The 20,456-nt window shown below is 65.8% G+C and carries 13 protein-coding genes; 6 read left to right on the plus strand and 7 right to left on the minus strand.

The window, feature by feature from the left end; translation table 11 throughout:
• Nucleotides 1-11,058: non-ribosomal peptide synthetase (locus tag A5752_RS15565; protein ID WP_156613912.1), on the plus strand; the 11,058-nt coding region annotated here is incomplete at its 5' end.
• Between the two features lie 59 nt (nt 11,059-11,117).
• Here A5752_RS15565 and A5752_RS15570 read toward each other — a convergent pair.
• The 4 genes from A5752_RS15570 to A5752_RS15585 all read right to left on the minus strand — a co-directional run bounded on the left by A5752_RS15570 (nt 11,118) and on the right by A5752_RS15585 (nt 15,051).
• On the minus strand, nt 11,118-11,771 hold the full coding sequence (locus A5752_RS15570) for a methyltransferase family protein (RefSeq protein ID WP_090275735.1): 654 nt from the start codon (nt 11,769-11,771) through the stop codon (nt 11,118-11,120).
• A 157-nt stretch (nt 11,772-11,928) separates the two neighbouring features.
• Nucleotides 11,929-12,264, minus strand: a complete 336-nt coding sequence (locus A5752_RS15575) for a hemophore-related protein (RefSeq protein ID WP_197500639.1) — start codon at nt 12,262-12,264, stop codon at nt 11,929-11,931.
• Nucleotides 12,265-12,567: 303 nt separating this feature from the next.
• Nucleotides 12,568-13,947, minus strand: coding sequence for an NAD(P)-binding protein (locus tag A5752_RS15580; RefSeq protein WP_067087221.1), 1,380 nt, complete (start codon nt 13,945-13,947; stop codon nt 12,568-12,570).
• Nucleotides 13,948-15,051, minus strand: a complete 1,104-nt coding sequence (locus A5752_RS15585; protein WP_067087224.1) for an epoxide hydrolase family protein — start codon at nt 15,049-15,051, stop codon at nt 13,948-13,950.
• Nucleotides 15,052-15,104: 53 nt separating this feature from the next.
• Between A5752_RS15585 and A5752_RS15590 the strand changes: the two genes are divergently transcribed.
• Nucleotides 15,105-15,497 (plus strand): hypothetical protein, encoded by a 393-nt coding sequence (locus A5752_RS15590; protein ID WP_067087227.1) that lies wholly within the window; start codon nt 15,105-15,107, stop codon nt 15,495-15,497.
• Here A5752_RS15590 and A5752_RS15595 read toward each other — a convergent pair.
• Nucleotides 15,475-16,608 carry an FAD-dependent oxidoreductase gene (locus A5752_RS15595; protein ID WP_067087230.1) on the minus strand — a complete coding sequence of 378 codons (1,134 nt, stop codon included), beginning with the start codon at nt 16,606-16,608 and terminating at the stop codon, nt 15,475-15,477. The two genes, A5752_RS15590 and A5752_RS15595, sit on opposite strands and share 23 nt — an antisense overlap.
• Nucleotides 16,609-16,710: 102 nt before the next feature.
• On the opposite strand from A5752_RS15595, the gene A5752_RS15600 reads away from it, so the two are divergent.
• Genes A5752_RS15600 through A5752_RS15615 form a run of 4 tightly spaced genes read left to right on the plus strand, consistent with a single transcriptional unit; the run spans nt 16,711 to nt 18,198 of the window.
• Entirely contained in the window at nt 16,711-17,253 is a 543-nt protein-coding gene (locus tag A5752_RS15600; RefSeq protein ID WP_067087234.1) for a TetR/AcrR family transcriptional regulator, read from the plus strand.
• 12 nt (nt 17,254-17,265) lie between these two features.
• The gene (locus tag A5752_RS15605) at nt 17,266-17,712 is read left to right on the plus strand and encodes a hypothetical protein (RefSeq protein WP_067087252.1); all 447 of its coding nucleotides are present in this window, start codon (nt 17,266-17,268) and stop codon (nt 17,710-17,712) included.
• Nucleotides 17,713-17,740: 28 nt separating this feature from the next.
• Complete coding sequence (locus A5752_RS15610; protein ID WP_067087255.1) at nt 17,741-17,956, plus strand: DUF3072 domain-containing protein; 216 nt, start codon at nt 17,741-17,743, stop codon at nt 17,954-17,956.
• Nucleotides 17,953-18,198 carry a hypothetical protein gene (locus A5752_RS15615; protein ID WP_067087258.1) on the plus strand — a complete coding sequence of 82 codons (246 nt, stop codon included), beginning with the start codon at nt 17,953-17,955 and terminating at the stop codon, nt 18,196-18,198. Before A5752_RS15610 ends, A5752_RS15615 begins: the two co-directional genes overlap by 4 nt.
• Nucleotides 18,199-18,205: 7 nt before the next feature.
• Here the strand turns inward: A5752_RS15615 and A5752_RS15620 are convergent, their stop codons facing one another.
• A complete protein-coding gene (locus tag A5752_RS15620) occupies nt 18,206-18,898 on the minus strand; it encodes a hypothetical protein (protein ID WP_067087261.1) in 693 nt (230 codons plus the stop codon).
• 34 nt (nt 18,899-18,932) lie between these two features.
• Nucleotides 18,933-20,402 (minus strand): acetyl-coenzyme A carboxylase carboxyl transferase subunits beta/alpha, encoded by a 1,470-nt coding sequence (locus A5752_RS15625; RefSeq protein WP_067087264.1) that lies wholly within the window; start codon nt 20,400-20,402, stop codon nt 18,933-18,935.
• Between the last annotated feature and the right edge of the window lie 54 nt (nt 20,403-20,456).

The following is a 20,456-nucleotide window of genomic DNA, read 5'->3' on the forward strand; positions in this document are numbered from 1 at the left end:
TTGGCCGGTATCTATGCCCAAGTCCTCGGGCTCGACCGCGTCGGCGTCGACGACTCCTTCTTCGATCTAGGCGGGGACAGCATTCTGTCGATGCAGGTGGTGTCTCGTGCCCGGGCATCCGGTGTGCAGTGCAGGCCCCGCGACATTTTCGTCGAGCAGACCGTGGCGCGGCTCGCTCGAGTCGTCGAGGTGGGCGGCGATGACGCCGGCATGACCGACGAGGGCGTCGGACCCGTCTTGGCCACCCCGATCATCCGGTGGTTGCACGACGTCAAGCGCGCAGGCGGTCCGGTCGATGAGTTCAACCAGACGATGGTGATCCAGGCTCCGGAGGGAGTCACCGAGACCGATGTCGAAGTCGTCTTGCAGGCGCTGCTTGAGCGACATGCCATGCTGCGGCTGCGTGCCATCGATGACGGCGCGAGGGGCTTCTCCTTACTGGTACCCGAGAAGGAGTCGGTGCACCTGCGCCTGGAATCGGTAGACGTCTTGACCGATGAGGCGTTGATAGCAGCCCGGACCCGGCTGGACCCGGCTTCCGGCGCGGTGGTCAGTCCGCTGTGGGTCACGTCGACAGGCCAACTGGTGCTGATCATCCATCACTTGGCCGTCGACGCGGTGTCCTGGCGGATTCTGCTGGAGGACCTGAACATTGCCTGGGCCCAACACCGTCATGGTCATCCGGTCGCATTACCCGTGACCGGAACCTCGTTCGCCCGGTGGGCATCGCTGCTCGGCGAACACGCTCACTCCCCGGCAGTCGTGAACGAGGCCGACACCTGGCGACGAGTCCTGGCGACCCCGGCCGCGTTGGCTGCGGTTCAACCCGAGTTCGACACTTATGAAACCGCTGGGCATCTGACCGCGTCATTGGACAGCGAGACGAGCCGAGCGCTCCTCGGTGACGTACCGGCGGCGTTCCACGCAGGCATTCAGGACATCCTGCTGATAGCCCTCGGGCTGGCGGTGACACAGTTACTCGATACCGGCGCCACGTCGGTCGGGATCGACGTCGAAGGGCACGGTCGCGTCGAGGACCTCGGAGGCTCCGACGCGCCCGTCGACCTGTCCCGCACCGTCGGCTGGTTCACCACCAAGTACCCGGTCGCACTCGACGTCGGCGGTCTGCGCTGGTCGCAGGTCGTGGCGGGTGATCGGGCTCTTGGTCATGTGATCAAGGGTGCAAAGGAACAACTGCGCGCCCTACCCGACGGCCTCACTTACGGACTGCTGCGCTACCTCAACACCGATGTCGACCTATCCGGATCCGACCCCGCAATCGGATTCAATTACCTCGGCAGGTTGACCGACACGGCGGATGGTGGAGGTTTCGCCGGTATATGGCGGGTCAGCCGCGACGGCTTGTCGCACACCGCCGCCGCCGGGTCGATAGCCATGCCGCTCGGACACAGCGTGGAACTCAACGCCAGCACGGTCGATACCGAGAACGGCCCGGCATTGCACGCCGCGTGGACGTGGGCTCCCTCGGCACTGAACGAGGCCCAGATCACCCGGTTGAACCGGTTGTGGTTCGACGCCTTGACCGGCATCTGCGCACACGTCGCCGCCGGTGGCGGCGGCCTGACACCTTCCGACATCGCGCCCGCTCACCTCACTCAGCGAGACCTCGACGAGCTGAACCGGCACCACCGGGTCGCGGACGTCTTGCCCTTGACCCCCCTGCAGCAGGGGCTGCTGTTCCACGTCAACGCCGCAAACGACGACGACCACGACGACCTCTACGCGATGCAGCTCGACGTCACGATCACTGGTCCGTTGGACGCCGATCGGTTGCGCGCGGCCGTGCAGACCGTGGCCAACCGCCACCCCCACCTGGTGGCCCGATTCAGTCAAGAATTCGACGAACCGGTGCAGATCATCGCGGCGGACCCGAGCGTTCCGTGGACGTACCACGAGTTCGCTACTGAAGCACTTGACGCCCCGGCCCAGATTCAGCGGCTGTGCGCCGCCGAACGCGCCGCGGTGCGCGATGTAGCCCACCAGCCCGCTTTCCGCGCGGCGCTGATCCGCACCGGCGATGAGGCGCACCGATTCGTCATGACCTATCACCACATCGTGCTCGATGGCTGGTCTCTGCCGATCCTCTTGCGGGAGGTATTCGCCGGCTACTACCGGCAGCATCTCCCGGCCGCCGTGCCCTTCCGCAGGTTCGTCACGTGGCTGGCCGATCGAGACGTCGACGCGGCTCGAACCGTCTGGCGCGATATTTTGGCCGGTTTCGACACCCCAACGCTGGTCGCACCGAAAGTCCGGTCCTCGCGGCCGGGGCGCCGAGGTGCGGAATCGTTCCGACTGCCGGCCGCGACAACGCAGGCCGTCAACGAACTCGCGCGAAGCAGCCACACCACCGCCAGCACCGTGCTCCAAGCCGCCTGGGCACAGGTACTGATGTGGCTGACGGGGCGGCACGACGTCGCATTCGGCGTCGCAGTCTCAGGTCGGCCGGCCGAGGTGGCGGGCGCGGAAACGATGGTCGGCTTGCTGATCAACACCGTGCCGGTACGGGCCACGATCACCCCGGCGACCACCATCGTGGACCTGCTCGGCGACCTGCAACGCCGACACGGCGACACACTCGACCACCAACACCTTGCTCTCAACGAGATTCACCGCGTTACCGGCCACGATCAGCTCTTCGACACCCTGTTCGTCTACCAGAACTATCCGGTCGAGACGGCCGGGATGGTCATGGCCGACGGAATGGCCATCACCGATTTTGACGAACGCGAATTCAACCACTACCCGCTGACAATGCAGGCCATGCCCGGAACCGAGCTGGTTCTCCGCGTGGAATTCGACACCGACCTGTTCGACGTGAACCGCGTTCGGAAGATCATCGCCCGGTTCGAGCGGGCACTCGTCAGCGCCACCGAGCGACTCTTGCCGGCGGATCTGCTCGACGACGACGAGCGCGATGCTCTGTACGAATGGGGTAACCGGGCGGCGTTGACGCGGCCCGCCGCGCCACCGGTGGCGATCCCGACGTTGTTCGCCGAGCAGGTCGCACGTACTCCCGAGAGGATCGCGGTCAGTTTCGATGACCGCCGTATGACGTACCGGGAGTTGGACGAGGCATCGAATCGTCTGGCGCACTTGCTTATTGCTCGCGGCGTGAGCGCCGGAGAACGGGTGGCGCTGCTGTCATCTCGGTCAGCCGAGGCGGTCGTGGCGATTCTTGGCGTCCTCAAGACGGGGGCGGCGTATGTGCCGATCGATCCGGCGGTGCCTGATGCGCGGATGACTTTTGTGCTGCGTGACGCCGCGCCGATCGCAGCGATCACCACTGCTGATCTGGCCGATCGTTTCGCCGGGCACGGGTTGGTGGTCATCGACATCGACGATCCGCTGATGGAGTCTCAACCGAGTACTGCGCTGCCGGGGCCGGATCCCGACGAGGTCGCATATCTGATCTACACCTCGGGCACGACGGGAACGCCCAAAGGCGTGGCCATCCCGCATCACAACGTGACGCGACTGCTTGCCGCGATCGATGCTCGCCTACGGCTGTCGCCTGGACAGGTCTGGTCTCAGTGCCACTCGCTGGCCTTCGACGTCTCGGTGTGCGAGATGTGGGGCGCGCTGCTGCACGGCGGACGACTGGAGGTGGTGCCCGAGTCGGTGGTCCGGTCGCCCGAGGACTTCTACGCACTGTTGGTGAACCAAGGCGTCACCGTCCTGAGCCAGACCCCTTCGGCGTTCTACGCGCTGCAATCCGTCGATGCCCAGCAGCATGAACTGCGTGACCGGTTGCGGCTCGAGGCCGTGCTCTTCGCCGGTGAAGCCCTGGAACCGTCTCGTCTCGGTCCGTGGCTGGCCAACCATGCGGGATCACCGCGGCTCATCAACATGTATGGGATCACCGAGACCACGGTGCACGCCTCCTTCCGCGAAATCGTCGGTTCGGACGCCACGACCCCGTCGAGCCCGATCGGGGTGCCGCTGCCCTCTCTTGCCTTCTTTGTGCTCGACGGCTGGCTGAGGCCGGTGTCGCCGGGTGTGGTGGGCGAGTTGTATGTGGCCGGCGCAGGGCTGGGCTATGGCTATATGGGTCGAGCGGATCTGAGCGCCACGCGGTTCGTGGCGTGTCCTTTCAGCGGTGCAGGAGCACCAGGACAACGGATGTATCGCAGCGGTGACCTGGTTCGCTGGCGTCCAGACGGACAACTGGAATATCTCGGCCGCGCCGATGAGCAGGTCAAGGTCCGCGGATACCGCATCGAACTCGGCGAGATCCAGGCTGCCCTCGCCGCTTTCGACGGGGTCGACCAGTCGGTGGTCGTCGCTCGCGAGGACCGTCCTGGCGACAAACGGTTGGTGGGTTACATCACCGGCACCGCCGATCCAGTAGCGGCGCGTGCCGCGCTGGCCGAGCAGCTACCGGCCTACATGGTGCCGTCCGCTGTGGTGGCGATTGAGGCGGTGCCGTTGACGGTCAACGGCAAGCTCGACAAGCGGGCACTGCCCGCGCCGGAATACCAAGCAATAGATCGGTACCGTCCCCCGGCGAATGCGGCCGAAGAAATCCTCGCAGGCATCTACGCCCAAGTCCTCGGACTGGATCGCGTCGGCGTCGACGACTCGTTCTTCGACCTGGGCGGCGACTCCCTGTCGGCGATGCGCCTGGTTGCGGCGATCAACAAGTCGATGGACACCGGCCTTGCGGTCGGAACCGTATTCGAGGCCCCCACAGTTGCGCAATTGGCGCTCCGCGTGGGAGAAGAAGAGGGCCGGCTGGCGCCGCTGGTGGCCTACGATCGCCCGGCGGTGATGCCGCTATCGTTTGCACAGAGCCGATTGTGGTTCATCGATGAATTGCAGGGCCCATCACCGGTTTACAACCTGGCTGTGGGACTTCGGCTCCGAGGTCACGTCAATGTCGACGCGCTCGGCGCAGCGTTCGCAGATGTGATCGACCGTCACGAAACCCTACGCACCGTGTTCCCGGCGGTCGACGGCATACCTCAGCAACTGGTCGTACCCTTTGATCGAGTTGAATTCGGCTGGGAGACAGTGGATGCGACCGGGTGGTCGATACGCCGTCTGGAAGAGACCGTTGAGGAAACCGCGCGGCACAGTTTCGTCCTGGCCGAGGAGATCCCCCTCCGCGCACGGCTTTTCCGCTGCCACGATGACGAATACGTTCTGGTGGCGGTGGTGCACCACATCGCCGCGGATGGCTGGTCGGTCAGACCGTTGGTGGCTGACCTGGGGGTGGCGTATGCCAACCGATGTGCCGGTCATGCCCCGGCTTGGGCGCCGCTGCCGGTGCAGTATGCCGACTACACGTTGTGGCAGCGCGCGCAGTTCGGTGACCCCGACGACAGCGGCAGCCGGATCGCCAAGCAGATCAAATTCTGGGAAGACGCACTGAGCGGAATGCCCGAGCGCATAACACTGCCGACCGACCGGCCATACCCGTTGGTCGCTGATCAGCAGGGCGCGCGGGTGGCGGTGGAGTGGTCCGCGGCACTACACGAGCGGGTGCGGGTTCTCGCCCGTGCGCACGGCGCTACCAGCTTCATGGTCGTGCAGGCTGCCCTGGCGACGCTGCTGTCCAAGCTCAGCGCGAGTTCTGATGTGGCGGTTGGTTTTCCGATCGCCGGGCGGCGTGACCCCGCGCTCGATGAGTTGGTCGGGTTCTTCGTCAACACGCTGGTGCTGCGGGTCGATCTGACCGGAGACCCCACTGTTGCCGACGTGCTTGCTCAGGTGCGTACTCGCAGTCTGGCCGCATACGAAAACCAGGACGTGCCGTTCGAAGTGCTCGTCGAGCGGCTCAATCCGGCGCGATCGTTGACCCATCATCCGTTGGTGCAGGTTTTGCTGGCTTGGCAGAACTTCGCGGGTGAGTCGGCGACCCAGTTGGCGTTGGGCGATCTGCAGGTCACTCAGCTTCCGCTCGACACCCACACCGCTCGCATGGATCTTTCGATCTCGTTGCAAGAGCGCTGGACCAAAACCGGCGAGGCTGACGGTATTTCGGGCACAGTGGAGTTCCGCACCGATGTGTTCGACGCGGCCAGCATCGAGATGCTGATCGAGCGGCTGCTACGGGTACTCGAGGTGATGACTGTTGACGTCACGCGGCCGTTGTCGACGATCGATGTCCTCAGTGCCGACGAACACGCCCGCGTCGATGCGATCGGTAATCGGCCGGCTCTTACCGAGCAGGCTGAGTGGAAGTCCATCGTGGCGTTGTTCGAGGCACAGGTCACCCGATCTCCAGAGGCCGTAGCCGTCACCTTCGACGGCCGCAGCATCTCCTACTGCGAACTGGATGAGCAGGCAAACCGGTTGGCCCACATGTTGGTTGGCTGCGGTGTACGCCATGGGCAGCGGGTGGCGATGCTGCTAACCCGTTCGATCGAGGCGATCGCGGCGATCTTCGCGGTTATGAAGACCGGTGCGGCGTATGTGCCGATCGATCCGTCGGTGCCCGACGCTCGGTTGGATTTTGTGCTCGGTGATGCGGCACCGGTGGCTGTGCTGACCACGGCGGATCACGCCCATCGCCTCGCTGGACACAGGCTGACGGTCATCGACGTGGCCGACGGCGCGCTTGACGAGCAACCCACCAGCGCGCTGCCTGGGCCGTGTCCAGACGACATCGCCTACCTCATCTACACCTCGGGCACGACTGGTGTACCCAAGGGAGTGGCGATCCCGCACCGCAATGTCACGCGTCTGCTGGAGTCCGTCGACGCCGGGTTGGAGCTGTTTCCGGAGCATGTGTGGTCGCAGAGCCATTCGTTGGCTTTCGACTATTCCGTGTGGGAGATCTTCGGCTGTCTGATACATGGCGGACGGCTCGTGATCGTCTCGGATTCGGTGGCTCGGTCGCCAGAGGAGTTCTACGACTTGCTGATCGACGAGCAGGTCAACGTGCTGAGTCAGACGCCGTCGGCGTTTTACGCGCTGCAGTCCATCGATGAGCTGACCCCGGGTTCGGCGGCTGAGCTGGCCCTCGACGTGGTGGTGTTCGGCGGTGAGGCGCTGGAGCCCGCACGACTCAAATCGTGGCTGAACCGGCACCCTGATTCGCCGCGCCTGATCAACATGTACGGAATTACCGAGACGACGGTGCATGCCTCGTTGCGGGAGATCCGTCTCGACGACATCGACAACGCGGTCAGCCCGATTGGCGTGCCGCTGGCGCATCTGGGGTTCTTCGTGCTCGACTCCTATTTACAGCCGGTACCGATTGGTGTCGTCGGCGAGTTGTACGTGGCCGGCGGCGGGGTAGGCGTCGGATATGTGGGCCGCCCCGGGTTGAGTTCGACTCGTTTTGTGGCGTGTCCCTTCGGCGGGCCAGGCGCTCGCATGTATCGCACCGGCGATCTCGTGTGTTGGGACGCCGACGGAGAGCTGAGGTACCTCGGTCGCGCCGATGATCAGGTCAAGATCCGCGGGTACCGCATCGAGCTCGGCGAAATCCAAGCTGTTCTGGCGCATTTGGAGGGTGTCGAGCAGACGGCGGTGATCGCGCGCGAGGATCGCCCAGGCGACAAGCGCATCGTCGGCTATGTCACCGGAATCGACGATCCGGCTGGACTGCGCGCTCAGCTCGCCGAGCGCTTGCCCGCGTATATGGTGCCCGCCGCGGTCGTGTCCCTGGACGCTCTGCCGCTGACGGTCAACGGCAAGCTCGACATCCGAGCGCTGCCGGCGCCGGAGTACTCCGACGTTGACCATTACCGCGCCCCGGCCGACGCGGTCGAGGAGATCCTCGCGGATATCTACGCAGAGGTTCTCGGGCTGGATCGGGTCGGGGTCGACGAATCGTTCTTCGATCTCGGCGGTGACAGCATTTCTGCGATCCAGGTGGTGATGCGGGCTCAAGCCGCTGGTTTGGTCGGTCGGCCGCGTGACATATTCGTCCAGCAGACGGTGGCGCGACTGGCCCGAGTGGTCCGGCTGGCCGACAGCTCCGCCGACGAGATCGACGAAGGTGTCGGGCCGGTGATCGCGACCCCGATCATGCGCTGGCTCAAGACTGTGGAAGGCCCGATCGACGAGTTCAACCAGACGGTGCTTCTGCAGGCTCCTGCGCGGGTGACGGAGGCCGAGGTGGTGATCGTGCTGCAGGCCCTGCTGGATCGCCACGCCATGCTGCGGCTGCGTGCCACGGACGACGGAGCCGGGGGCTGGTCCTTGACAGTGCCCGAGCCGGGGTCGGTGGCCGCGCGAAATCGCCTGCAGTCGGTGGAAACGTTGACGAACGAGGCGCTGGTAGCGGCGCGGTTGCGGCTGAACCCGTCCGATGGGGTCATGCTCAGCGCCGTGTGGGCTTCTGCCACCGGCCAGTTGGCGTTGATCGTTCACCACTTGGCCGTGGATGGTGTCTCTTGGCGGATCTTGTTGGAGGACATCAACATCGCTTTGACCCAGCACCGCGGCGGTCAGCCCGTGCTCCTGCCGCCGGCGGGGACGTCGTTTGCCCGGTGGGCCGAGCTGCTGAATCAGCACGCGCGGCACCCGGACGTGGTCGGCTTGGCCGATAAGTGGCGGCGGGTGGCAACGGTCCCTGCGGCGTTACCCGCCCCGCGGGCGTTCGTGGATACGTTGGCCAGCGCCGGATACCTGACGGAGTTGCTGGATGCTGAAACCACACACATGCTGCTCGGTGAGGTACCCGCCGCGTTTCACGCAGGGGTTCACGAAATCTTGTTGATCGCGTTCGGGCTGGCATGGGCGCAGTTCCTGGGTACCGGCGGCGCACCGATCGCCATCGATGTGGAGGGCCATGGTCGCCAGGAGGACTTGGCTGAGCCGGCCGCGGATGTGGATCTGTCGCGCACGGTCGGGTGGTTCACCGCCAAATACCCGGTCGCATTAGCGGTCGGCGAATTGAGCTGGACGCAGGTCGTGACCGGTGACTCAGCGCTGGGCGCAGTGCTCAAAGACGCCAAAGAGCAGCTTCGCTCGTTGCCCGACGGCCTGACTTACGGATTGCTGCGGTATCTCAATCCCGATGTGGAGTTGGGCGGATCCGACCCGACGATCGGCTTCAACTATTTCGGGCGGTTGGGCTCGCCGGCGGCGTATGCGTCTGGGGATGTGTGGCGGTTCAGCCAGGAGGGCTTGTCGTTGACCGGTGCCGTCGAGGCGATGCCCATCGCCCTCGCGCACACCGTCGAGCTGAACGCGGTCACCATCGACACTGACACCGGTCCACATCTGAACGCCACCTGGACTTGGGCGCCCTCGGCGTTGGATCGCACGGCGGTCACGCGGATCAACCGTTTGTGGTTCGATGCCTTGGCCGGTATCTGCGCGCATGTCAGGCGCGGCGGTGGGGGGCTGACCCCGTCCGATATCGCCCCCGCCCGCCTGACGCAACAGCAGATCGACGAGCTGGAGGCCCAGTTCCCGATAGCCGACGTGCTGCCGCTCACCCCCTTACAACAGGGACTGCTCTATCACGCCAGCATCGCAAAGGATTCCGACGACGATGTGTATGCGGTGCAGCTGGACATCGCCCTGAGCGGCCGGATCGATGTGCCCCGACTGCGTGATGCCGTGCAGGCGGTGGTCAGGCGGCATCCTCACCTGGCGGCCCGATTCTGTCCGCAGTTCGAGGAGCCGGTGCAGATCGTCCCCGCTGAGCCCGTTGCGCCGTGGCAGTACGTTGAGTTGAGCACCGCCGGAACCGATTTCGATTCCCATGGGGAGCTCGAACGCCTTTGTGCAGCCGAACGGGCCGCAGTATGTGACCTCGTCGATCAGCCCGCTTTCCGGGCAGCTCTGATCCGTATCGGGGACGACAACTATCGATTTGTGCTGACCAATCACCACATCGTGCTCGACGGGTGGTCGATGCCGATCCTGCTGCAGGAGATCTTCGCCGGCTACCACGGGTACCGGCTGCCCGCAGCATCCCCATATCGCAGCTTCATCAACTGGCTCGCTGAGCGCGACCACGCTGCCGCACGAGAGGCGTGGCGTGAGGTTCTCAACGACTTCGACACCCCCATCCTCGTCGGCCCCCCGCAAGAACTGGCGTTCGGTCAGCGACGCGTCGAATCGTTCAGGGTGCCTGCGAAGACCACGCGGGCCCTCACCAAGCTGGCGCGCTCGCATCACACCACCGTCAACACCGTGTTGCAGGGCGCCTGGGCGCTGCTTCTCTCCTCGCTCACCGGGCAGCCGGACGTCGCCTTCGGAACCGTGGTATCGGGCCGGCCGGCTGAAGTCGACGGCGCCGAATCGATGGTTGGGCTGTTGATCAACACGGTGCCGGTTCGGGCCCACATCGCACCGAACACGACGACATCGGAATTGCTGAATCAGTTGCAGCGTGCCCACAACGAGACCCTCGAGCACCAGCACCTGGCTCTGAGCGAGATGCACCGCATCACCGGTCATGAAAGATTGTTCGACACCGTGTTCGTGTACGAGAACTACCCGACCGACATCGCCACGCCGCCCGGCGTGAATGAACTGGCCGTCACCGGCTTCACGAGCCGCGACTATTACCACTACCCGTTGACGGTGCAGGCCGGGCCGGGCCGCGAACTGGAACTCCGCGTTCAATATCGTACGGATGTCTTCGACGCGGCCAGCGTTCGAGCGCTCATCGACCGGTACAAGCAGGTTCTGGTGGAGATGACCGTCGAACCGAGGCGGCCGTTGTCATCGATGGATGTGCTCGATGGGATAGAGCACTCCCCGTTGGAGGAGATCGGCAAACGGGCGGCGTCCACCCAGTCAGGGAGCGCACCGGTGCGCGCGCCCGACGGTGATGACGCCGCCTGGGACTACCTAGCGCCGACGACTCTGGTGGAACAGATCCTTGCCGGCATCTACGCCGAGGTGTTAGGCGTGGACCGTGTTGGCGTCGATGAGTCATTTTTCGATCTCGGTGGGGATTCGATTTCGGCGATGCGGGCGATCACGGCAATCAACATCGCCCTTGATACCGACCTCGGGGTGGCCAATTTGGTAGATGCCCCGTCCGTCAGAACCCTGAGCGAGCACGTCGGCAGCGCGCTAGCTGAAGGGGGGAGTTCGCGCTGCGGGCCGGCAGGCGATCGCTGATCAGTGCGACTGCTTGATCTGCGCTCGTGCGAGACGCAGCTTGCAAGAAATGCGGTTGGTTACCAAACGCCGGGAACGAGGCGATGGCGGACTGCCTGCGTATATTCGCGGTAGCCGTCCAACTCGTCTTGTAGAAGCTTCTCCTCATCGCGGATGCGCAGGCTGAGCACGAGGACGGCCGGTACGACGACGAGCAGTCCCCAGTAGCTGCCGAGGGCGAGGGAAATGCCCACTATCAAGATCACATTCGCCGTATACATGGGGTGGCGCACCAGCCCATACAGCCCCGTGGAGACGACTTTTTGGCCCTCCTCGACCTGCACGGTTGCTGCGGCGTAATTGTTTTGGATCACCACCAGCATCACCGCCCCGAGCGCGGTGACGACCAAAACGTCGCCGAGCAAGCAGATCGCGGCGGGTACCTGCGACCAACCGAACCGGCGGTCAAGCGCGCTTACCACAAAAGCTGATAGCAGTGAGAGGTACCAGGCGGCGATCAGGAGTTTTTGTTTGGCTCGGGTTTCGCCTGTGGGACCCGCGCGCATCCGTCGCCTGAGCGCGTCGGGATTGGTGCGCAGCAGATACAAGCCAAGTATCCACGTGGTCAGGGCGAACACCGCGAGGAAGACCCACGCCTGCCAGTAGTCAATCGTGCCTGCCGCCAGAAGAATGATCAACCCGAACAAGACAGGCTCGACAAGACCGACCGCCATCGCCTTCAAAACGGGTTTCACGCATTCTCCTAACTCCGCCCGATGCACGGTACCAGCAACGCGTGATGGGGCTGATCTGGTCGGAGAGCAGATCAGCCCCATCAGTGCGGGCTATACGGGGTCGGCCATCATCGAATTGGCATGGCCACCGCCTAGGTCAGAAATTCTGGCAGGTGTCGAAGATCTGTTGGTAGATCGGAAGGAAGGGCTGGTTCGCCGGCATGCTCGCGATCTGCTGAGCCATCATGCGACGTTGAGCAGGCGGTGAGGCAAGGAACTGCTGCACGCCGGCGGATGTCGCTGGGTCGCTGAGCACTGCCGCAGCCCTCGGATCCGCAGCGTTTGCCGCTGCTTGGACCTGCTGGTAACTGCACGTCGTGTTGACAGCTGAATCCAGATTGGGCTGTGCAGACGCGATTCCCGCCCCGGCTGTCAACGCCAACGCCAGTCCGCCGAAACCGGCAGCCATCTTGCCCAACGAAATCTTGATCATGTGTGGACTCTCTCTCCCTCGCGCAAATTCCTGCTGATAACGCTGTTACTCGACCTTAATCGCTCGGCTCAAACCGGGCGTTACATTGTTCGATACCCGAATCATTGAAGCTCGCAACATTTCTTTTCCGATCTCGGGCGTCCTTGGCGGCGCCAGCTTCTCAGGGTAGAGCTGCCGCCCTCGAACGTGTGCTCGAATTTACGAAGTGTACGGCTCGGCATCCCGCATCCGACGTGCGGGCTAGGCAACGAGGCATCGCCCGCCATAGTGCCGGAGCACTCGGAAAGTGTTAGTGGGCACCGGCTAGACCTGCGCCAGCAGGACCTCCAACTTCTCGTTGATCGCCGGTAGCTCGGAGCTGAGCATCGAGATGACCCGGTTCCGCGCGCGCTCGCTGACATTGGCGGTCACGTGGTGCAGCGCGTTGAGTCGCGCCGCATCCACCCACGCCATCATGTCCGGGTCGGAGAACCACTTCAGTTGGTTCTCATTGAAAATCAACATCATTCGCAGCCAGTCGATGGGCACGTGCGGGTACGGCACCGGCTTGCAGAACGAGTTGCGGGTCCCGTCATCGGGATAGGCGTTCTCGACGTGCGCGATCACGGCGGCGCTGAAGGCGGGCTGGCACGTGCGCACCGTCTGCAGCGCGATGTGGTCGCCGTCGAAGATGGTCGTGACCGGCTCCTTGCCCAAACCGTCTGCGGTGCAGTCGATGTAAAGCACCGAACCGTCGACGTCGCGCACACCGTCAGCGAGCATGATGCGACCGGGCTCGAGCGCCTGGACGTAGCCCATCCGCACAACATCGGTGATGCGACGCAGCTCGGCCAGCTCGGCTTGCGACAGGATCGCGCACCGATACATCGTCGGTTCGACGGACCGGTCGATGCGCTGCAGGCAACCCTTGTCCTCCAGCAGTTCGAACAGATGCGGGAGCGAGTCCGCCTCGCGCACCGCCGCCAATTGATTGCCGAAATCCCGCAGCGTGTTCTTCGCGAACTGCCGACCGGGCTGGATGGCGGACCGGTCCAGCACCCAGGATTCGCGGGGCTTGATCCACGTGACCCGCTCCGACGCGACGCCGTGCCGCAACAGCCACAGGCACGAGTCCATCGCCGTCTTCCCCGCTCCCACAACCACATAGCGGTCGTGCGGCTCGCGTACGCGCGGAAGGCTGTTCGGCGGGACGACGTCGACGCCGTCGGCGATGGCGTAGTTCGGGCGCCGCATCGACGGCACGACGACCTCCACCCGCGTGGTCACCAGCCGCGGCGCCACCACCTCGATGTCCTCACCGCCGAACGTGCGCACCCGACCGTCGCCGAGATACTCGCTCATCGGCAGGTATGTGACGCGGCCGGTCGGCAACAGGTGCTGGGACATCACCGCATCGAAGTACGCGCACACCTCGGCTCCGCTGGCCAGCTCGTAATAGCCTGCGTTGAGCCCGAATTGGTCGACGGTGTCGCTGCCGAGCCCGCGGGAGTTCACCCCGTAGTAGGCCGACGGCTGGTGCAGTCGCACGAACGGATACGCCGTCGTCCAGTGCCCGCCGGGCTGATCGTTTCGGTCGACCACCACGACCGTCGCATCTGATTCGTGGACCAATGTGTCGGTGAATGCCAGCCCCATCGCCCCCGCGCCCACGACGAGGTAGTCGGCCTCCAGCGTCCGCCCCATCTACCGCACGCCGGAGAAGAACTTGGCGACGTCGTCGACGTACAGGTCGGGCTGCTCGAACGCCGCGAAGTGACCACCGCGTGGCATCGTCGACCAGTGGGTGATGTTGTATCCCTTCTCGCACCAACTGCGCGGGGCTTGCAGGATCTCCTTCGGGAAGGATGCGACACCGGTCGGAAGTTCGACGCGGTCGAATCCGCCGAACGCGTTGAAGCTTTCCCAGTAGAGCCGGGCCGACGACGCGCCGGATGCGGTGAGCCAGTACAGCATCACGTTGTCGAGGAGTTCGTCCTTGGTCAGCACGTTCTCCGGATGGCCGTCGCAGTCCATCCACGACCAGAACTTCTCGACAATCCATGCGAGCTGCCCGACCGGGGAGTCGACGAGCCCGTAACCGAGGGTCTGCGGCCGCGTGGACTGTTGTTTGGAATAGCCCGAGTCCCACTTCTGGTAGTACTGGCCGCGCTCCAGCGCCCGCTGTTCTTCCTCGGTCGGATTCTCGAGCTTGCCCGGCGGGAAACCGAGCGGCATGTTCAGGTGGATTGCTGCGCAACTCCCTCCGTTGCGGCCGATCTGCGTCGTGACCGCGGCACCCCAGTCGCCGCCCTGCGCGCCGAACCGCTCGTAACCCAGCCGGCCAATCAGGGTGTCCCACGCCGAGGCGATCTTCTCGATGCCCCACCCCTTGGCGGCGGGCTTTCCGGAGAAGCCGTAGCCGGGCAGCGACGGGCAGACCACGTCGAAGCCGCGCTCGGTGAGCGGTTCGATCACCTTGTGGAACTCCACGATCGACCCTGGCCAGCCATGGGTGATCAACAACGGAAACGCGTCGGGCTGCGATGAGCGCTGATGGATGAAGTGGATGTCGAGGCCGTCGATCTCGGTGGTGTAGTGGTCGAAGCGGTTCAACGCCTCTTCGCGGGCCCGCCAGTCGTATTCGTCGGCCCAGTACTCGGCCAGTTCGCGGGTGTAGTCCAGCGGGATGCCCTGGCTCCAGTCGTCGACACATTCGGCTTCCGGCCACCGCGTTCGGCGCAAGCGAGACTTCAGGTCGGCGAGATCGTCGTCGGGAATCGCGATTCGGAACGGGCGGATGGCTGCCATGTCCGGATCCTGTCACGGGATGAATTTCCGCGACGGCGGGAGTCGATATCTGTATGACGACGATCGGGACGGTGGGGCGACGGGTGTGCGCCGTGCTCGCGGCCTGCTCGGCCCTGTTGCACGCGGCCATGCTCGGTCACGCGCAGACCCCGTTCGCGGCGGCGCTGATGGCGTCCATGGCCGCTGCGTGTCTGTACTGCGCGCGCGACCTCTGGCGCGACGGACGACAGCGCGCGTGGGTGATCGTCGCGCTGATGAACCTCGCGATGATCGCCATTCATCTGCCTGCGCCCGGCCATCACCACGGCGCCGCGGCCGCCTCGCCGTCGACGGTGATGGGAATGGCCACCGTGGTCGCCATGGTCGAGGCCGCCGCCGCCGCGGCCGTGCTGTACGTGCACAGTCGCGGCAGGGTGGTGGAGCTCAGCGGTACACCAGACCGCTGAGCCGACGGGCCAGGCCGTAGCGCACCGCGGGCACCAGCCCGGCGAGCCGGATCGCGGTGTTGCGGATCGGCCGCACGGCGCGGGGGAGCGTGGCCAACCGGGTGAGGCGATCGGTCATCTCGACCACCTCCTTCGCGATCGGGCGCCGCGACTGGCTGTACTCGTCGAGCCGCGTCTCGGGCTCGCCCGCGAGGACCGCGGCCAACGCGTCGGCCACTGCCACCGCGTCCTGGATGCCCAGGTTCATGCCCTGACCACCGGCCGGGCTGTGAACGTGCGCGGCGTCACCGGCCAACAACAACCGGCCAGCGCGGAACGCGTCGGCGACCCGGTGGTGGATCCGGAATCGCGAACCCCAGATCACCTCATCGACCTTCAGTGTCCCTGCGCCGATGCGGGTGTCGAGGATCTGCTGAACGAATGCCGCCGACGGTTCCTCCGGCGCCTCGGCGACGGGTGCCACGATGCGATGCACGCCGCCGGGCAGCGGGGCCACCACCGTCAGACCCTCCTTGGCCCAGTACAGGATGACCTCGTCTCCGGGTGCGCTGCCGGTGAGTCGGACATCGGCCAGCGCGAACGATTCGTCGTACACGCTGCCGGCGAAGCCGATGCCTGCCTGCTCACGTACGACACTGTGAATCCCGTCGGCGCCGACGACGTAACGCGCGCGAATGGTGTCGCCGTCGTCGAACGTCGCGGTGACGCTGGCCGAATCCTGTTCGACAGAGGTCAGCGTCTTCGGGCGCAGCACGGATCCGCCCAGTTCCTCCAGCCGCTCGAGCAGCAGGCGTTCGGTGGTCGCCTGCGACACCATCAACGAGTAGGGGTAGTCGGTGGGCAGGCCGCTGAAGTCGACGGGGATCAGGGTGCGGCCGCGGTCGCGGATGGTGAATCGCGGGGCCTCCACTCCTTCCTTGACCAGTCGCCGCGCCACGTCGAGGCCCTCGAGCACTTCGAGCGTGCGGGCGTTGACCACCGCGGCGCGCGAGGTGTTGGCACCGGCCGCCTGGCGGTCGATGACCGTCACGGCCACGCCGCAGGAGCGCAGCGCAACCGCCGCGGCCAACCCGGTCGGGCCTGCCCCGACGATGAGAACGTCTGTGTTCATTTCTCTCTCCTTCCGCCGGCTCCATGTATGCCAACGCTTGTTGGCATAAGCATGCGCCGTCGATGCTGCTATGTCAACAACTGTTGGCCTACAATTGTTGGCATGCGTAGATCCTCCGAACAGACCAAGGCGGTGATCCTGGCGGCGGCCCGGGAACGGTTCGCCAGATCGGGGTTCGAGCGGGCCACGATCCGGGCGATTGCGGCCGACGCCGGCATCGACCCGTCGATGGTGATGCGGTATTTCGGCAACAAGAACCAGCTGTTCGCGGCGGCCGCCGACTTCGACCTGCAGATCCCCGACGTGTCCGGTATCGATCCCGGTGGGGTCGGCGCCGGCCTGGTCGCGCACTTCATGAACCGGTGGGAACGCGACGAGGCGCTGATCGTGTTGCTGCGGTCGAGTGCGACCAACAGCGACGCGGCCCAACGGATGACCGAGATCTTCACCCGGCAGCTGCTGCCCGCCGTCGCCGAGATCAACTCGGACGCCCCGGAGCGGCGGGCCGCGTTGATAGCGACGCAGACGTTGGGTCTGGCGCTGTGCCGGTACGTGCTGCAGTTACCGCCGATCGTCGCGATGACCCACGAGGAGATCGTCGCGGCGATGGGACCGACCGTGCAGCGCTACCTCGACGCCCCGTAATAATCGGCGGTGATGTGGACCCCGACGCTCATCCTGATCGCCGCCGCCACGCTGATGGCGTGCGTCCTGCTCGGAGGCGGACTCTACGAGACCATCGTCATCGATCCGGCGTGGCCGAAGCGGCCCGGCATCATCCAGGCGCACAACGGCGGAATCTCGCGACGCCGGTTCTGGATTGCGGCGCACACGGTTTTCGAACTGCTGCTCGTCGTGTCGCTGATCGTCGGGTGGGCGCATCCCGACGTGCGCACCGCGCTGTTGGTCGCGCTGGTCAGCCATGCGCTGATGCGGGTGTGGTCGCTGATCGATTTCGTGCCCAAGGCGGTGGCGTTCGAGAAGGCCGATCCGGCGGAGGTCGACGAGACCGCGGCGGTGCGCTGGACGCGGCGCAGCCTCCTGCGGTTGCCGCTGGACCTCGTCACCTGCATCGCAACGCTCGCCGCGCTGGCGGTCGCATAGACCGGTCTGAAGCGGGCATAAGTAGGGCATGAGTGAGGACGCCGGCCGCGCGCCGCAGGAGAATCCGCAGAAGGACCGCTCGAACTGGGTCACCGGTGACGAGCCGATGACGGGTCCGCAGCGCAGCTATTTGACGACGCTGGCGCAGGAGGCAGGCGAACAGGTCCCCGACAACCTGACAAAGGCGCAGGCTTCCGAGATGATCGACCGGCTGCAACAACAGACAGGACGGAATTCATCATGATCTCGACCGAGGATGTACGCGCGCTGCTGCAGTCCGAGGAGAAGAACGCCGTGCTGGTCGTGGTGGAGGGCCGCGTAGACGTGATCGGCGCGGGCCGGCTCGCGTCGGCCGAGTATCGCGGCGCGCTCGAGGTGGTGTCGCGCGAGGATTTGGTGAACCGCATCGGCGAGACGCCGTCCGATCGCGAAATCGAAGAGCAGGCAGCGCAACTCGACACCGCGGTCACCGAACTGGGCGGCTGAGTTCGACTCACGCCTCGATTTCGCCGACGATCTTGCGTTCGATGCTCGCCCGGGTCGTCGCCGGCAAGGCAATGAGACCGTCGAGTTCTTTCTGCGCGCGGGCATAGGCGGCCTTGCGCTCGTCGGAGGTCGCGGCCTCGTCGGAGGCCAGGCGCAACAGGTGCTGGGCTCGCTCGATGCGCGCCTGGTCCTCAGCCGAGAAGTCGCTTCGGCGGCGGCGAATCGCATCGGCCTCGGCGACGTCGAACGCCGCGATGTACTCGTGCACGGCGTCGCGGTAGTCGACCTGCGCGGCGCGGTCGCCGAGAATGTCGTCGACGGCTTCCGGACGCAGCAGGTCCGCATGGCTCTTGGCCTTGTGGAAGGCGATGGTCAACGGCGCGCGCATGTCGGTCATCAGCGGAAAGTCCAGCAGCTTGGCGACATCGACCTCGTAGTCAAGCCAACGAGTGTCGGTCTCGGCGTGACGTTGCATGACCTTGGTCATCTCGCGCCGGTTAGCCGCCTCGTCGGTGTGCGCCCGCCGCGATGCCTCTGCGAGCGCCACCTTGGTCTCTTGCTTGATGCGGTACCGCTCGAGGCGACGTTGGGCACGACGCTCGTTGGCCGCCGCCACCGCACGCACCGTTCCGCCGATCGCACCGCCCAGCGGGAAGATCAGCCACCAGAAATTTCCGGCGAAATGGAGCAGAGCTTCCATTCAACCCAGCATGCCATCGGACGGTGGCCGAGCTTCACAGGCCGATCCTTCGGTAGCGCGCCAGGCGCGCCTGCAGCCGTTCCTCGCCGCCCACCGAACGCAGCGAATGCAGTTCGTTGGCGATCACCGCCGACAACCGCTGCGTGAACTGCATCGGTTCGTCGGCCGCATCGGGGTTCTCGGGAACCACCACGTCGACGATGCCGTTGCGCAACAGATCTACAGACCGAATGCCCTGTGCCGCAGCCAGTTCCGGGGCGTGGTCCAGATCCCGGAACACGATCGCGCTCGCTCCTTCCGGTGGGAGCGGCGCGAGCCAGCCGTGTAGCGCGGCCAACACCCGATCGGCGGGCACCATCGCCAACGCGGGTCCGCCGCTGCCCTGACCCAACAGCACCGACACCGTCGGTGTATCCAGCGTGACCAGTTCGGCCAGGCAGCGCGCGATCTCGCCGGCCAATCCGCCCTGCTCGGCCTCGACGGTCAAAGCCGGTCCGGCGGTGTCGATCACGAGCACGAGCGGCAGTTGCAGCCCCTCGGCCAACGCCATGCCCCGGCGCGCCTCGAGCAGCGCCGCGGGTCCGACCATGCCCCCGACCACGCGCTGCTGTCCGAGCACCACCGCCGGCTGACCGCCGAACCGGGCCAACGCCAGCAGCGTGGTGGCCGCCTCGCCCTGTCCCGTTCCCGACAGCAGCACCCGGTCGGCCGTCCCGTGCCGCAGCAGATATCCCACGCCCGGCCGGTCTGGCCGCCGCGACGCCTCCACCGACTCCCACGCAGGCACGTCGGGCAGCGGTCCCATCTCGGGCGGCGGAGGCGGCGGGTCCGCGGGATCGGCGACGACGGTGAGCGTTCGGTTCAGCGTGGCGCGCAGCGCCTCGAGCGGCACCACCCCGTCGATGACGCCGTGCCGGTGCAGGTTCTCGGCGGTCTGGATGCCCTCGGGAAACGGCTCACCGTAGAGGTGCTCGTACACCCGCGGCCCGAGGAAGCCGATCAGCGCTCCTGGCTCGGCGCCGGTCACATGCCCCAGTGATCCCCACGAGGCGAACACCCCGCCGGTCGTGGGGTGCCGCAGGTACACCAGATACGGCAGATGCGCACGCTTGTGCAGCTCGACGGCCGCGGCGATCTTGACCATCTGCAGGAACGCGACGGTGCCCTCCTGCATCCGCGTGCCACCCGAACTCGGCGACGCGAGCAGCGGCAGCCGCTCGGCCGTCGCCCGCTGCACCGCGGCGGTGATCCGCTCGGCCGCCGCCACTCCGATGGATCCCGCCAGGAAGTCGAACTCGCAGAGCACCAACGCCACTCGGCGGCCGAACACGGTGCCCTCGCCGGTCACCACCGACTCGTCAAGGCCCGTCTTCGCCGCCGCGGCGGCGAGCGCCCGGCGGTAGTCGGCGCTCGCGTCGACGTCGCGCGGAGGGCCGTCCCAGCTCCGAAACGACCCGGCGTCGAGCACGGCATCGCGCACCTCGAGGGCACCGATCCGGCTCATCAGGCGAGGTTATCGCGGCGTCCGGTCCCATCGCTGGCGCGGCGGCGACGACCT

It is taken from the genome of Mycobacterium sp. 852002-51961_SCH5331710, assembly GCF_001665535.1.
Taxonomy (GTDB): domain Bacteria; phylum Actinomycetota; class Actinomycetes; order Mycobacteriales; family Mycobacteriaceae; genus Mycobacterium.

Bases quoted from the DNA above. Each gene is read 5' to 3' on its own strand.
- A5752_RS15605 (WP_067087252.1), top strand. From the start codon at position 17,266: ATGTGGACCCCGACGCTCATCCTGATCGCCGCCGCCACGCTGATGGCG.
- A5752_RS15625 (WP_067087264.1), bottom strand. From the start codon at position 20,402: ATGAGCCGGATCGGTGCCCTCGAGGTGCGCGATGCCGTGCTCGACGCC.
- A5752_RS15600 (WP_067087234.1), top strand. From the start codon at position 16,711: ATGCGTAGATCCTCCGAACAGACCAAGGCGGTGATCCTGGCGGCGGCC.
- A5752_RS15570 (WP_090275735.1), bottom strand. From the start codon at position 11,771: ATGGCGGTCGGTCTTGTCGAGCCTGTCTTGTTCGGGTTGATCATTCTT.
- A5752_RS15575 (WP_197500639.1), bottom strand. From the start codon at position 12,264: ATGATCAAGATTTCGTTGGGCAAGATGGCTGCCGGTTTCGGCGGACTG.
- A5752_RS15620 (WP_067087261.1), bottom strand. From the start codon at position 18,898: ATGGAAGCTCTGCTCCATTTCGCCGGAAATTTCTGGTGGCTGATCTTC.
- A5752_RS15610 (WP_067087255.1), top strand. From the start codon at position 17,741: ATGAGTGAGGACGCCGGCCGCGCGCCGCAGGAGAATCCGCAGAAGGAC.
- A5752_RS15590 (WP_067087227.1), top strand. From the start codon at position 15,105: ATGACGACGATCGGGACGGTGGGGCGACGGGTGTGCGCCGTGCTCGCG.
- A5752_RS15615 (WP_067087258.1), top strand. From the start codon at position 17,953: ATGATCTCGACCGAGGATGTACGCGCGCTGCTGCAGTCCGAGGAGAAG.
- A5752_RS15595 (WP_067087230.1), bottom strand. From the start codon at position 16,608: ATGAACACAGACGTTCTCATCGTCGGGGCAGGCCCGACCGGGTTGGCC.
- A5752_RS15580 (WP_067087221.1), bottom strand. From the start codon at position 13,947: ATGGGGCGGACGCTGGAGGCCGACTACCTCGTCGTGGGCGCGGGGGCG.
- A5752_RS15585 (WP_067087224.1), bottom strand. From the start codon at position 15,051: ATGGCAGCCATCCGCCCGTTCCGAATCGCGATTCCCGACGACGATCTC.